We start from the raw sequence: 14,550 nt of genomic DNA, 5'->3' as shown, positions 1-14,550 counted from the left end.
GCGCCATGTACCGCGCCTGCTTTCCACCCCCTAATCCGTGGAGCCGAGATGACTACCGATGTTTTGACTGTGGCGCTTCGCTTCTTTTCGCTTTGGACGGAGAACCGCATCGACGACGCACTGTCGATGCTCTCCGATGATGTCCTCTACGATAACGTTCCGTTCCCCGACATCGTTGGACGGGACAATGTCCGCAAATTCCATGGCGACTTCGGGATCGGTACGACGTTCAAGGCCGACTGGACGGTGACCCATATCGCCGCAGCGGGAAACGTCGTTCTCAATGAGCGGATCGACGTCTTTCAACACGCATCAGGCGGAAAAATCACGCTTCCCGTGATGGGCACACTCACCATCGTCGATGATCGAATCACGGTTTGGCGAGACTACTTCGATCCCGCGGACTTCGATCGGCAGTTGAGCGCAATCAAGCAGTAGTCTTGAACTGCGGCCGCGGATCATGCAATCCATTGCCGACGCGAGGATCATCTCGGCGCTATTCCCCGGCCGTTTCGAGCCACGCCACTGCGGCTTGTAGACATCGTCGCCAACTTGCACGAGTTCGCCACTCAATGCACAGCGCCCCTTGCGCCGTGATTTCGCGTTGACCCAGCGCTGCTCGTCATAGCGACAGCGTGTCGAGTCGCTCCACGACACGAGGACCGTCGACCCATTCAGACGCTCGACGGCGACGATGGCCCTGGCGACTTCGTCAATACCGTTCGCCCGGACGCCGGTTCCGTTCGGCTCTCGCGCTGCGCTCACGTTGCCGCGCCCCTGCTCCGGTACACGGGTTCCACCGTCGAGCATGGACGCAAGCGCCGCGATCATCTGTTCCCAGGGACTGAGGTCGTTCATGCCATGCATCTTCGAAAATGGTGTGAGAGATGCGTCCCCTCAACTAGCGGCCGGGATATGGCCGCTTTTCAGTGATGCGCGCGGTATGCCACCCAGTCGATCGGCGAATGACAGGTATTGTTTCGCTTAAGGACGTTCACGACAGCGTGGAGGATACGACGTCTATTTTTTATTGAAAATTGGCGTAGGACTCCGATGTGTCATTCCACGAGGGAACAGGTCAGGGATGAGCGCTTGCGCGTTGGGCCGAAGTTCCTGACGAAGGGGGTTACCCGGCGCATCCGTATTAACCCTGATTAAAAACCCTTATCACGGTGAAATATTCCGCATCTTATTGAACCGATATCGGCTGGATATAGTGGCTCGCTTTCCCGCACGCGCCATCGGCGTGCGCAGATAAACGCAGGAGCCCCTTGATGACCACCGATATCCGATTCACCGAAGTCGAGGATCTGATGCCCGCCGCCGACGGGCTGCGCGAGATCCGTCACCACATCCACCACCACCCCGAACTCGCGTACGAAGAGCACGACACGGCCGCGCTCGTCGCGGACAAGCTCGAGCAATGGGGCTGGCAGGTGACGCGCGGGGTCGGCAAGACGGGCGTGGTCGGCACGCTGCGAGTGGGCGACGGCGCGCGCAGCATCGGCATTCGCGCGGACATGGACGCGCTGCCGATCGTCGAGGCGACCGGCCTGCCGTATGCGAGCGGCACGCACGGCAAGATGCACGCGTGCGGCCACGACGGCCACACGACGATGCTGCTCGGCGCCGCGCAGCATCTCGCGAAGACGCGCAACTTCTCGGGCACCGTGCACCTGTATTTCCAGCCCGCGGAAGAGCACGGCGTCGACAGCGGCGCGAAGAAGATGATCGACGACGGCCTGTTCGAGCGCTTCCCGTGCGATGCGGTGTTCGGCATGCACAACCATCCGGGCGCGGCGCCGGGCGTGTTCCTCACGCGGCGCGGCCCGTTCATGTCTGCCGGCGACAAGGCGATCATCACGATCGAAGGCGTCGGCGGCCACGCGGCGCGGCCGCATCTGACGGTCGATCCGGTCGTCGTCGCCGCGAGCATCGTGATGGCGCTGCAGACGATCGTCGCGCGCAACGTCGACCCGTCGCAGCCGGCCGTCGTCACGGTCGGCTCGATGCACGCGGGCACCGCGAACAACGTGATTCCGAACGGCGCGCGCCTCGAACTCAGCGTACGTTCGTTCAGTCCCGAAGTGCGCGCGCTGCTCAAGCGCCGCATCACCGAACTGGCGCAAACGCAAGCCGCGAGCTACGGCGCGAGCGCGAACGTCGAGTACATCGAGGGCTATCCGGTCGTCGTCAATACGGATGCCGAAACGGATTTCGCCGCGCAGGTCGCGCGCGAACTCGTCGGCGATGCGCACGTGGTCGAGCAGACCGATCTGCTGATGGGCAGCGAGGATTTCGCGTTCATGCTGCAGCAGCGGCCGGGCTCGTTCGTGCGGCTCGGCAACGGCGAAGGCGAGGACGGCTGCATGGTGCACAACCCGAAATACGACTTCAACGATCGCAACCTGCCGATCGGCGCGGCGTTCTGGACGCGCCTCGTCGAGCGTTACCTCGGGCGGTGATCGCGGCGGCGGCGCGCGGCCGGCGCTTCCGGCCGCATTGACAGGAGAGGATAGCGATGCAGAAAGATCATCTCGCGCTGCACCCGGCGCCGGCGGGCGCCGCCGAAGCCGGCGCTGCCGGTGCGCCGGCCGTCACGCGGCGCGGCGCGATCGCGGCGGCCGTGATCGGCAACTGGCTGGAATTCTTCGACTTCACCGTGTACGGCTTCTTCGCGGTGCTGATCGGCAAGCTGTTCTTCCCGTCGAGCGACCCGACCACGTCGCTGCTGCTGTCGGTCGCGACCTTCGCCGCCGGTTTCTTCACGCGGCCGCTGGGCAGCGTCGTGCTCGGCGTCTATGCGGACCGCAAGGGGCGCAAGGCCGCGCTGAACCTGACGATCATGCTGATGGCGCTCGGCACCGGCCTGATCGCGATCGCTCCGACCTATGCGCAGGTCGGCGTGGCCGCGCCGTTGCTCGTCGTGTTCGCGCGCTTGCTGCAGGGCTTCTCGCAGGGCGGCGAATTCGGCGCGGCGACGTCGACGCTGCTCGAACAGGGCGGCACGTCGCGCCGCGCGTTCCGTGCGAGCTGGCAGCTCGCGACGCAGGGCGGCGCCGCGCTGATGGGCTCGGGCTTCGCGGCGCTGCTGTCGAACACGATGACGACGGATGCGCTGGAGGGCTGGGGCTGGCGGCTGCCGTTTCTCGTCGGCGTGCTGATCGCGCCGGTCGGGATGGTCCTGCGCCGCCGGCTCGCGGACGACGCGCCCGGCGACCGCCATCACGGCATCGAGCGCGGCGTGCTGCGCGAGCTGTTCTCGAAGCACACGCGCACGGTGCTGCTGCTGATGCTCACGGTGATGGGCGGCACGGTGTCGACCTACATCCTGACGTTCTACATGCCGACCTACGCGATCCATACGCTCGGCCTGCCGATGAAGCTGTCGATGTTCGTCGGCGTCGCGTCGGGCTGCGTGATGCTGGTCACGTGCCCGCTGTTCGGCTGGCTGTCGGACAGGCTCGGCAGCCGCCGCCTGCCGATCTTCGTCGGCCGCGGCGTGCTGGTCGTGCTGCTGTTTCCGGCGTTCTGGCTGATGAATCATCATCCGACGCTGTCGGTGATCTTGCCGCTGACGGCGCTGATGCTGCTGTTCTATTCGCTCGGTTCGGCCTCGGAAATGGCGTTGATGTGCGAGTCGCTGCCGCGCCACGTGCGGGCGACGGGCATTTCGATCGCGTATGCGCTCGCGGTGACGATCTTCGGCGGCACCGCGCAGCTGATCGCGACCTGGCTCGTGAAGACGACCGGCAGCAAGCTCGCGCCGGCCGGCTACGTGGCCGCGTGCGTAGTGCTGTCGCTGATCGCGGTCGCGATGCTGCGCGAGACGGCGCGGGAATCGCTGGACTGACCCGGCGCGCGATGCGCGGCGCGAGCGGCGACGCGGCCGTGTGCGCTTACCGCCCGCGCACCACTCTCAGGTACGACGCGAGCATCGTCGCGAGTTCCTGCGCGGCCGGCGTCAGCGGCACGGCCGCGCGCTGCGGCAGGCAAATGTCCTGCGATTCCGCAAGCTCGCGCACGGGCACTTTCACGAGCGCGCCGGCGAACGGCCCGTGCCGCGTGAGGGCTTCGGTTTCGAGCGCGAGGGAATCGGTCTGCGTGACGATCCGCAGCGTCTCGAACATCCCTTCGACGGTCGCGAGAATCGTCGGCGGCGGCTGGCCGTGCGCGTCGAAGTACGCAAGCAGCCGGTTGACGACCGGATCGGCGCTCAGGTTCGGCGAGCGCGTCGACACCCATCCGTAACCGGCCAGCTCCACGAGCGATTGCGCGTGCATTGCCGGATGCCCGTTGCAGACGACCACCGGCGCCGACGTGCGCAGCGGCGTGACCGCGAGATCGGTCGTGTCGGTCTGCTTCGCGACCAGCGCGATCGCGAAATCGACCGCGCTTTCGCGCAGCCAGCCGATCATCATCCGCGACGTGCCGGTGCGCAGGTGCACGTCGACCTTGTCGAAGCGCGCGCGGCACGCGGTCAGTACAGGCGCGAACGCGTCGATCAGCGGCTCGGTCACGAGGCCGAGCGTGACGGTGCCTTCGTACGCGCCGCTCAACTGACGGATTTCCCGCTCGACCTGCTCGCATTCGCCGAGGATCGAACCGGAACGCGCGAGCAGCCGCTGGCCGACCGCCGTCGGCACGATCCCGCGATCCGCTTCGTGACGGCCGGCGCGCCGCTCGGCCGTGTGGCGGGCCCGGTGCCGGTGCGCCACGGGATGCTGCGGGGCGCGTGAGCGACGCGGCGAGCCCCTGTCCGAACGGCGCCCCGCAATTTTCGTTCTCGTCAAATTGACCGGGCGTGGCCGCACCCCTAAATTGGTCGATGCGGAGCGCACCCCGCGTTCCGTGAGAAGGACGTTTCAAGCAGAGTCAGAGTTGAGCGGGCGGCGAATGCCGCCCGTCTTTTTATCCGCGCGATCCGCGAATGACCGTCGGGCCGATCCCGCGAGCGAAGTCACCGCTCACCCGCGCCGCGCCACCAGTTCCGAGACCGTCTGCGCGGCCTGCTGCAGCGGCCCGAGAAACTCCTTCACCATCTGCTTCGCGGTATGCCGCTGCGCGTTGCCGCTGATGTTCATCGCGGCGATGATCTGCCCGCGCCGATTGCGGATCGGCGCCGACAGCGACATCAGCCCCACTTCGAGTTCCTGGTCGACCACGGCCCAGCCCTGCTGGCGCGCCTGCGCGATCGCCGCCTTCAGTTCGCCGAGGTCGGTGATCGTGCGCGGCGTATGTGCGCGGATGCCGCTCTGTGCGAGCGTTTCGTCGAGCGCCGCGTCGTCGAGCGCGGACAGCAGCACGCGGCCCATCGACGTGCAGTACGCGGGCAGCCGGCTGCCGATCGACAGGTTGATCGTCATGATCTTGCGGGTCGGCACGCGCAGCACGTAGACGATCTCGGTGCGGTCGAGCACCGCGGCCGAGCAGCTTTCGTGGATCTGCGCGGACAGCTGCTCCATCACCGGATCGGCGAGATTCCAGAACGGCATCGACGTCAGATACGCGAAGCCGAGCTCGAGAATCTTCGGCGTGAGCCGGAACAGCCGGCCGTCGGCCTCGACGTAGCCGAGCGTCTGCAGCGTGAGCAGGATCCGGCGTGCGCCCGCGCGCGTGAGGCCGGTGGCCGACGCGACCTCGGTGAGCGTCTGCTCCGGGCGCGTCGCGTCGAACGCGCGGATCACCGCGAGGCCGCGCGCGAACGACTGCACATAGGAGTCGCCGGGTTTCGTTTGAATATCGTCGGTTGTCATGAGCGCCTGGAATGTCGTGCAGCCGAGAAGATAGCGCATGGGGCCCGACACGCCAACCGCCCGGCGGACCGCGCGCTTGACAGGTCGTCCCTGCACTCCCTATGATGCGTTGAACGTTCGATACACGATCTTATGTTCGTATATAGAACATTTAAGCGCATCCCGGCGGGCAATGCAAGGGGCGCGCCCTGTTCATTTCCCAGCCTTCCAAGGGACCGGAGACACTGATGACCGAAGCTTTTCTGTGTGATGCGATCCGTACGCCGATCGGGCGTTACGGCGGTGCACTGTCCGGCGTGCGCGCCGACGATCTGGGCGCGGTGCCGCTCAAGGCGCTCGTCGAGCGCAACCGCGACGTCGACTGGACGGCGATCGACGACGTGATCTACGGCTGCGCGAATCAGGCCGGCGAGGACAACCGCAACGTCGCGCGCATGTCGGCGCTGCTCGCGGGTTTGCCGGAAAGCGTGCCGGGTTCGACGATCAACCGCCTGTGCGGGTCGGGAATGGATGCGGTCGGCGTGGCCGCGCGCGCGATCAAGTCGGGCGAGGCCGCGCTGATGGTCGCGGGCGGCGTCGAGAGCATGACGCGCGCGCCGTTCGTGATGGGCAAGGCCGCGAGCGCGTTCGCGCGCCAGGCCGACATCTACGACACGACGATCGGCTGGCGCTTCGTCAATCCGCTGATGAAACAACTGCACGGTGTCGATTCGATGCCGGAAACCGCCGAGAACGTCGCGGTCGATTACCACATCAGCCGCGCGGATCAGGACCTGTTCGCGCTGCGCAGCCAGCAGAAGGCCGCGCGCGCAGCAGGACGGCACGCTCGCCGAAGAAATCGTGCCGGTCACGATTGCGCAGAAGAAGGGCGACCCGCTGGTCGTGTCGCGCGACGAGCATCCGCGCGAGACGTCGCTCGAGACGCTCGCGAAGCTGAAGGGCGTCGTGCGCCCGGACGGCTCGGTCACGGCCGGCAATGCATCGGGTGTGAACGACGGCGCCGCCGCGCTGCTGCTCGCGAACGAGGCCACCGCGAAGCGCTTCGGCCTGACGCCGCGCGCCCGCGTGCTGGGCATCGCGACGGCCGGCGTCGCGCCGCGCGTGATGGGCATCGGCCCCGCGCCGGCCACGCAGAAGCTGCTCGCGCGGCTCGGGATGACGATCGACCAGTTCGACGTGATCGAGCTGAACGAAGCGTTCGCGTCGCAAGGTCTCGCGGTGCTGCGCATGCTCGGCGTCGCCGACGACGATCCGCGCGTGAACCCGAACGGCGGTGCGATCGCGCTTGGCCATCCGCTCGGCGCATCGGGTGCGCGCCTCGTGACCACCGCGATGTACCAGTTGCATCGCACGAACGGCCGCTTTGCGCTGTGCACGATGTGCATCGGCGTCGGCCAGGGCATCGCGATCGCGATCGAACGCGTGTGAGCGGTGTGATGCGGTGAAGCGGCCGGATACGCGCCGCTTCACCGCTGCGCTGTTTTCGCCACGAAGGGCGGCACGAGATGTCTCGTGCCGCCCTTCGTCGTTCACCGGCTTGCGACGGTTGCCGGAGCGCGCCGTCATCCGCGTGCCGGCCGTCAGGCCGTCGGCCCTTCCAGATGAATATCCTCGGGCTCGAGCGCGTAAAGCTCGGGATCGGGCGACGGGCTGACCGTGAAGCCGAGCCGCAGGTAGAAGTCGATCGTGCGCCGCGACGGCGTGGCCGATACGTACAGCCGCTCTGCGCCCATCGCGCGCGCCAGCGGGCGGGCCGACAGCGCGTCGCGTTCGGCGGCGGTGCGGCATGCCTTTGGGCGGCACCATGCGATAGCCGTCCGATTCGCGTTCTTCCGGAAACGGCATCGAGCCGCCATTGCGAAAGAATGCAGCCTGATCGCCTTCATGGCTGTCTTGCGCAACCGTCGCCGTATTCCGGGACAGCCGATTCAGTTCGTGCCATGTCTTTTTCATCGGATTCGAATTCCGGTGGAACGGAGCAGGATAAGCCGATCGTTTCGCCGCACGCAACGGCCGCTGGCATTACCAATGTCGTGTTGTGCTTCGTGACGGACAGATAACGTGCGCGGGGATTATCGCCGGATTATTTGATCTAAATCATGGCAATGACCGGAGTGCCCGTTTTATTCGTTTTGAAATTAAGGTTTGCCGGTGAATTGCCGACAGCAAGGACGAGAGGGTCGTAAAGCGAACAACCGTTTTTCGGCTACTGAGCGCGAATTCAGCGCGGCGCGGACGACAGATCCGCCTTTCGGAGCCTTGCATGCGCAACAACCAGCCCGTTACCCAACAGGAATTCGATTTTCCCGACGACGTCACGCTGATGTCGACGACCGATGCCGACAGCATCATCACCTACGCAAACACGACGTTCGCGCAGGTGAGCGGCTTCTCGACCGAGGAGCTCGTCGGCCAGCCGCACAACGTGGTGCGTCACCCGGACATGCCGAAGGAGGCGTTCGCCGACATGTGGGCGACGCTCAAGGGCGGCGAGCCGTGGACCGCGCTCGTGAAGAACCGCCGCAAGAACGGCGACCACTACTGGGTGCGTGCGAACGCGATTCCGGTGATGCGCGACGGCGCGCCGCACGGCTACATGTCGGTGCGCACGAAGGCGCCGCACGACGAGAGCAAAGCCGCGGACGCGCTGTATCGCGCGTTCCGCGACGGCAAGGCCGGCCAGCGCCGGTTCCACAAGGGGCTCGTCATTCGCACCGGGCTGCTGCGGATCGCTTCGCTGCCGCAGACGATGTCGGTGCGTGCACGCGTTCATTCGGCGCTGTGCGTGCTGGCGCCGGCGGTCGTCGGTGCGGGCTGGGCTTGCGGGCTCAGCGGCGGCGAGCTCGCGGCGTTTGCCGGCGTGACGGCCGGCGTGGCGGCCGCGGCCGGCTGGTGGCTCGACGCGCAGATCGTGCAACCGCTGAAGCGGCTGCACGAGCAGGCGCTGCACGTCGCGACCGGCGAGAGCCGGCGCGGCGTGCGGATGGACCGCGTCGACGAGATCGGCATGACGCTGCGCACGATCAACCAGCTCGGGCTGATGTTCCGCTGGCTCGTCGACGACGTCAGCGAGCAGGTTCACAACGTGCAGCGCGCGAGCAACGAGATCGCGCAGGGCAACAGCGACCTGAGCGCGCGTACCGAACAGGCCGCGTCGAGCGTGCAGCAGACGGCCGCGTCGATGGCCGAGATGACGGCGACCGTATCGAGCAATGCGGAAACGGCGCTGCAGGCGAACCAGTTGTCGGTGTCCGCGAGCGAGGCGGCCGGGCGCGGTGGGCAGGCGGTGAGCGAAGTCGTCACGACGATGAGCGAGATCACCGACAGCTCGCGCAGGATCGCCGACATCATCGGCGTGATCGACGGCATCGCGTTCCAGACCAACATCCTCGCGTTGAACGCGGCCGTCGAGGCGGCGCGCGCGGGCGAACAGGGGCGCGGCTTCGCGGTGGTGGCCGGCGAAGTGCGGGCGCTCGCGCAGCGCAGCGCGAACGCGGCGAAGGAAATCAAGACGCTGATCGGCGCGAGCGTCGAACGCGTCGAGTCGGGCGTGCGGATCGTCGATGGCGCGGGCAAGACGATGGAGGAGATCGTCACGCAGGTGAAGCGCGTGTCGGATCTGATCGCGGAGATCAGCTCGTCGACGGCCGAACAGAGCACGGGCGTCGCGCAAGTGGACCAGGCGGTCGTGCATCTGGACAACATCACGCAGCAGAACGCGGCGCTCGTCGAGCAGAGCACGGCGGCGTCGGAAAGCCTGAAGCAGCAGGCGACGCGGCTCGTGGATGCGGTGAACGTGTTCAGGTGAAGGTTGCAGCGTGCGCGACGGGCGGATTCGATCAACGACTCCGGAACGTCGCGCACGGCACATGTTCAGATTGTCGAATTCAATCGAATGACGTCAAACACGTCGTATCGGCGACATTGGCGTTGCGTGTTCAATCGGGCCGAACGCATTACGTCGAATGGTCGGACGAATGGGCGTCAGGTTGTCGTACGGGCATGCATTCCGGTTTATCCATAAACAAAGCATTCGGCAAAAGCGCGATGATGCCTATTTAATGCATATTTACCCGGGTGGGGCATAAGGTTTTCGCCGAATTTGCCGACAGTGCAGGAGCCTGACTCACACGCATGCGATTCGATCGCCATGCGCGGCGTCTCGAATCAATCGACGAGCGGACGCAAGATCCGCCACCCGGAGTTCCACACCATGCGCAACAACCAGCCTGTCACGCAACGCGAATTCGAATTTGCCGATGATGCGACGCTGATGTCGACGACCGACGTCGACAGCCACATCACGTACGCGAACGCGGCGTTCATCCAGGTCAGCGGCTTTTCTCCCGAGGAGATCGAAGGCCAGCCGCACAACGTGGTGCGGCATCCGGACATGCCGAAGGAAGCGTTCGCCGACATGTGGGCGACGCTCAAGGGCGGCGAGCCGTGGACCGCGCTCGTGAAGAATCGCCGCAAGAACGGTGATCACTACTGGGTGCGTGCGAACGCGATTCCGGTGATGCGCAACGGGCAGCCGAAGGGCTACATGTCGGTGCGCACGAAGGCGACGCGCGACGAGATCGCGGCCGCCGAGGCGCTGTATCGCGATTTCCGCGAAGGCAAGGCCGGCAGCCGCCGGTTCCACAAGGGATTGATCGTCCGCACGGGCGCGATGCGCGTCGCGTCGCTGTTCCAGACGATGTCGGTGCGGGTCCGGCTGGTGTCGACGCTGTGCGTGCTCGCGCCGGCCGTCATCGGCGCCGGCTGGGCGGCCGGGTTGACCGGCGGCGGGCTCGCGGCGTTCGCCGGTGCGGCGGTCGGCGTGACGGCGGCCGCCGGGCTGTGGCTCGACGCGCAGATCGTGCGGCCCCTTGGGCAGCTGCGCGACGAGGCGTTGCGCGTGGCGACCGGCGAGAGCCGCAGCGGCGTGCGGATGAACCGCGTCGACGAGATCGGCATGACGCTGCGCACGATCAACCAGCTCGGGCTGATGTTCCGCTGGCTCGTCGACGACGTCAGCGAGCAGGTGCTGAACGTGCAGCGCGCGAGCAACGAGATCGCGCAGGGCAACAGCGACCTGAGCGCGCGCACCGAGCAGGCGTCGACGAGCGTGCAGCAGACGGCCGCGTCGATGGCCGAGATGACGGCGACCGTGTCGAGCAATGCGGAAACGGCGCTGCAGGCGAATCAGTTGTCGGTGTCCGCGAGCGAGGCGGCCGGGCGCGGCGGGCAGGCGGTGAGCGAAGTCGTCGCGACGATGAACGACATCACCGACAGCTCGCGCAAGATCGCGGACATCATCGGCGTGATCGACGGCATCGCGTTCCAGACCAATATCCTCGCGCTGAACGCGGCTGTCGAGGCGGCGCGCGCGGGCGATCAAGGGCGCGGCTTCGCGGTGGTGGCCGGCGAAGTGCGGGCGCTCGCGCAGCGCAGCGCGAACGCGGCGAAGGAAATCAAGACGCTGATCGGCGCGAGCGTCGAGCGGGTCGAGTCGGGCGCGCGGATCGTCGATGGCGCGGGCAAGACGATGGAAGAGATCGTCACGCAGGTGAAGCGTGTGTCGGATCTGATCGCGGAGATCAGCTCGTCGACGGCCGAGCAGAGCACGGGCGTCGCGCAAGTGGACCAGGCGGTCGTGCATCTGGACAACATCACGCAACAGAACGCGGCGCTCGTCGAGCAGAGCACGGCGGCGTCGGAGAGCCTGAAGCAGCAGGCGACGCGGTTGGTGGAGGCGGTGAACGTGTTCCGCTGATCGCGGCAGGGGAAGGTGACGCGGACGCGACGGAGAGGGTGCCGGCCCGCGTCGGGCCGCCCGGTTCCGGCCGGGCGGCCACGGCCTGTCGCCGAGGCGGCAGGCCCCGACCGTCAGACGGCCAGGCAGAGGTACTTGATCACGACGTAGTCGTCGATGCCGTAGTGCGAGCCTTCGCGGCCGAGGCCCGACTGCTTGACGCCGCCGAACGGCGCGACTTCGTTCGAGATCAGGCCCGTGTTCACGCCGACCATCCCGTATTCGAGCGCTTCGGCCACCTTCCACACGCGGCCGATGTCGCGGCTGTAGAAGTACGCGGCGAGGCCGAACTCGGTGTCGTTCGCGAGGCGGATCACCTCGTCGTCGCTGCCGAACTTGAACAGCGGCGCGAGCGGCCCGAACGTCTCTTCCTTCGCGACCTTCATCGCCGGCGTGACGCCCGTCAGCACGGTCGGCTCGAAGAAGCCGTGGCCGAGCGCATGGCGCTTGCCGCCCGTCACGACGGTCGCGCCCTTCGCGAGCGCGTCCTCGAGGTGCGCCTCGACCTTCAGCACGGCCGCCTCGTTGATCAGCGGGCCCTGCGTGACGCCCGGCTCCGTGCCGCGGCCGACCTTCAACTGGCCGACGGCCGCCGCGAGCTTCTGCGCGAACTGGTCGTACACGGCTTCGTGCACGTAGAAGCGGTTCGTGCACACGCACGTCTGGCCGCTGTTGCGGTACTTCGACGCGATCGCGCCCTGCACGGCCGCATCGAGATCGGCATCGTCGAACACGATGAACGGCGCGTTGCCGCCAAGCTCCAGCGACACCTTCTTGACCGTCGCCGCGCATTGCGACATCAGCAGACGGCCGACCGGCGTCGAGCCGGTGAACGACAGCTTGCGCACGATCGGGTTCGACGTCAGTTCGCCGCCGATCGCCTTCGGGTCGCCCGTGACGACGCTGAACACGCCGGCCGGCACGCCCGCGCGCTCGGCCAGCACGGCCATCGCGAGCGCCGAGAACGGCGTCGCTTCGGCCGGCTTCACGACGATCGGGCAGCCCGCGGCGAGCGCCGGGCCGACCTTGCGGGTAATCATCGCCGCCGGGAAGTTCCACGGCGTGATCGCCGCGCACACGCCGATCGCTTCCTTCGTCACGACGATGCGCTTGTCGCTCGCCGGCGTCGGGATCGTGTCGCCGTACACGCGCTTGCCTTCTTCCGCGAACCACTCGAGGAACGACGCCGCGTAGCCGATCTCGCCCTTCGCCTCGGCCAGCGACTTGCCCTGCTCGGTCGTCAGGATCAGCGCGAGATCGTCGGCGTTCTCCATCATCAGGTCGTGCCACTTGCGCAGGATCGCCGCGCGTTCCTTCGCGGTCTTCTTGCGCCACGCCGGCCATGCGGCGTTCGCGGCTTCGATCGCGTGACGCGTCTCGGCCGTGCCCATTGCCGGCACGGTGCCGAGCAGGCCGCCGGTCGCCGGGTTGCGGACGTCGAACGTTTCGCCGTTCGACGCGCGTTGCCATTCGCCGTCTATGTACGCCTGCTCGCGGAACAGCGACGGATCTTTCAGTGCCAGGGTTTCCTGAACGGTGCTCATATGAATCGCCTGCTTTGAAAAGGACGGAAGAAAACGGCCGCCGCCGTCTTCACGACGGCGGCGGCGCATTCAGTGGAAGGGAACGGGCACTCAGGCCGGCACGCCGACCGTTTCCTTCAGCACTTCCTCGAGGATCACGAGCGCTTCGTCGAACACGGCTTGCGGGATCGTCAGCGGGAACAGGAAGCGCACGACGTTCGAGTACACGCCGCACACGAGCAGCAGCAGGCCGCGCTCGAGCGCACGCGTCTGCACGCGCTTCGTGAATTCGGCATCCGGCTCGCCCGAACCCGGCTTCAGGAATTCGACCGCGATCATCGCGCCCGGGCCGCGCACGTCGGCGATCTGCGGCACGTCGGCCTGCAGCGCGTTCAGCTTTGCCTTCAGCACGTCGCCGAGCTGCGTCGCGCGCTCGCACAGCTTTTCTTCGTCGATGATCTCGAGCACCGCGTGCGCCGATGCGACGGCCAGCGGGTTGCCCGCGTAGGTGCCGCCGAGGCCGCCGGGCGCCGCCGCGTCCATCAGGTCCGCACGGCCGACGACGCCCGACAGCGGCATGCCGCCCGCGAGGCTCTTCGCCATCGTGATCAGGTCGGCCAGCACGTCGTAGTGCTGCATCGCGAACAGCTTGCCGGTGCGCGCGAAGCCCGTCTGGACTTCGTCGGCGATCAGCAGGATGCCGTGCTCGTTACAGATCTTGCGCAGCGCGCGCACGAATTCGGCCGGCGCCGCGTAGAAGCCGCCTTCGCCCTGGACCGGTTCGAAGATGATCGCGGCGACGCGCTTCGGATCGATGTCGGCCTTGAACAGCATCTCGATCGCCTTGATCGAGTCGGCCGTCGTCACGCCGTGCACCGCGTTCGGGTACGGCGCGTGGAACACGTCGCCCGGGAACGGGCCGAAGTTCAGCTTGTACGGCGCGACCTTGCCGGTCAGCGCCATGCCCATCATCGTGCGGCCGTGGAAGCCGCCCGAGAATGCGATCACGCCCGGACGGCCGGTTGCCGCGCGCGCGATCTTGATCGCGTTTTCGACGGCTTCCGCGCCGGTCGTGAAGAACGCCGTCTTTTTCGGGAAGTCGCCCGGCGCGCGCGCGTTGATCTTCTCGGCCAGCTCGACGTACGACGCGTACGGGACGATCTGGTAAGCGGTGTGCGTGAAGTGGTTCAGCTGATCGGCGATCGCCTTGACGATCTTCGGGTGGCGGTGACCCGTGTTCAGCACCGCGATACCGGCGGCGAAATCGATGAAGCGGCGGCCTTCGACGTCCCACAGCTCCGCGTTCTCGGCGCGGGCTGCGTAGAAATCGCACATCACGCCGACGCCGCGCGGGGTGGCGGCGTTCTTGCGGGCCTGCAGGTCGGCATTCTTCACGGTCATCTCCTTGATGTTCTGTCCGGTGGGATAAAAAACGGCCGCGTTGGCAGCCCATGGAGGCGACTATAATCACATT

The 14,550-nt window shown here is 66.8% G+C and carries 9 protein-coding genes and 3 pseudogenes; 6 read left to right on the top strand and 6 right to left on the bottom strand.

From position 1 onward, the window contains the following. Window positions 1-48: 48 nt before the first annotated feature. Window positions 49-438, top strand: a complete 390-nt coding sequence (locus CFB89_RS27550; RefSeq protein ID WP_089470699.1) for a limonene-1,2-epoxide hydrolase family protein — start codon at window positions 49-51, stop codon at window positions 436-438. Window positions 439-480: 42 nt separating this feature from the next. On the opposite strand, the pseudogene CFB89_RS27545 reads toward CFB89_RS27550, so the two are convergent. After that, window positions 481-810 (bottom strand): annotated as a pseudogene (locus CFB89_RS27545) (DUF3331 domain-containing protein); the annotation flags it as partial. Between the two features lie 464 nt (window positions 811-1,274). On the opposite strand from CFB89_RS27545, the gene CFB89_RS27540 reads away from it, so the two are divergent. Beyond that, window positions 1,275-2,465: a M20 aminoacylase family protein gene (locus tag CFB89_RS27540; RefSeq protein ID WP_089470698.1), complete on the top strand. Its 1,191-nt coding sequence runs from the start codon at window positions 1,275-1,277 to the stop codon at window positions 2,463-2,465. A gap of 56 nt (window positions 2,466-2,521) precedes the next feature. Then, on the top strand, window positions 2,522-3,853 hold the full coding sequence (locus CFB89_RS27535; protein WP_089470697.1) for an MFS transporter: 1,332 nt from the start codon (window positions 2,522-2,524) through the stop codon (window positions 3,851-3,853). 46 nt (window positions 3,854-3,899) lie between these two features. Here CFB89_RS27535 and CFB89_RS27530 read toward each other — a convergent pair. After that, a pseudogene (locus CFB89_RS27530) lies at window positions 3,900-4,658 on the bottom strand (LysR family transcriptional regulator); the annotation flags it as partial. Between the two features lie 309 nt (window positions 4,659-4,967). Next, entirely contained in the window at window positions 4,968-5,756 is a 789-nt protein-coding gene (locus CFB89_RS27525; RefSeq protein WP_179233545.1) for an IclR family transcriptional regulator, read from the bottom strand. Window positions 5,757-5,983: 227 nt separating this feature from the next. Between CFB89_RS27525 and pcaF the strand changes: the two are divergent. Beyond that, window positions 5,984-7,184 (top strand): annotated as a pseudogene (gene pcaF, locus CFB89_RS27520) (3-oxoadipyl-CoA thiolase). A gap of 152 nt (window positions 7,185-7,336) precedes the next feature. Here pcaF and CFB89_RS27515 read toward each other — a convergent pair. Then, window positions 7,337-7,489 carry a hypothetical protein gene (locus CFB89_RS27515; protein WP_256979776.1) on the bottom strand — a complete coding sequence of 51 codons (153 nt, stop codon included), beginning with the start codon at window positions 7,487-7,489 and terminating at the stop codon, window positions 7,337-7,339. 530 nt (window positions 7,490-8,019) lie between these two features. Here CFB89_RS27515 and CFB89_RS27510 point away from each other — a divergent pair. Together CFB89_RS27510 and CFB89_RS27505 are read left to right on the top strand one after the other, a co-directional pair. Next, entirely contained in the window at window positions 8,020-9,564 is a 1,545-nt protein-coding gene (locus CFB89_RS27510; protein ID WP_089470695.1) for a PAS domain-containing methyl-accepting chemotaxis protein, read from the top strand. Between the two features lie 405 nt (window positions 9,565-9,969). Beyond that, on the top strand, window positions 9,970-11,514 hold the full coding sequence (locus CFB89_RS27505; RefSeq protein WP_089470925.1) for a PAS domain-containing methyl-accepting chemotaxis protein: 1,545 nt from the start codon (window positions 9,970-9,972) through the stop codon (window positions 11,512-11,514). A 113-nt stretch (window positions 11,515-11,627) separates the two neighbouring features. On the opposite strand, the gene gabD is transcribed toward CFB89_RS27505, so the two are convergent. Beyond that, complete coding sequence (gene gabD, locus CFB89_RS27500; protein ID WP_089470694.1) at window positions 11,628-13,097, bottom strand: NADP-dependent succinate-semialdehyde dehydrogenase; 1,470 nt, start codon at window positions 13,095-13,097, stop codon at window positions 11,628-11,630. A gap of 90 nt (window positions 13,098-13,187) precedes the next feature. Then, the gene (locus CFB89_RS27495; protein ID WP_089470924.1) at window positions 13,188-14,471 is read right to left on the bottom strand and encodes a 4-aminobutyrate--2-oxoglutarate transaminase; all 1,284 of its coding nucleotides are present in this window, start codon (window positions 14,469-14,471) and stop codon (window positions 13,188-13,190) included. Window positions 14,472-14,550: the final 79 nt, after the last annotated feature.

This window comes from Burkholderia sp. AU16741 (assembly GCF_002223345.1).
GTDB classification, from domain to species: Bacteria; Pseudomonadota; Gammaproteobacteria; order Burkholderiales; family Burkholderiaceae; genus Burkholderia; species Burkholderia sola.
This window is presented reverse-complemented; position numbering and strand designations above follow the sequence as displayed.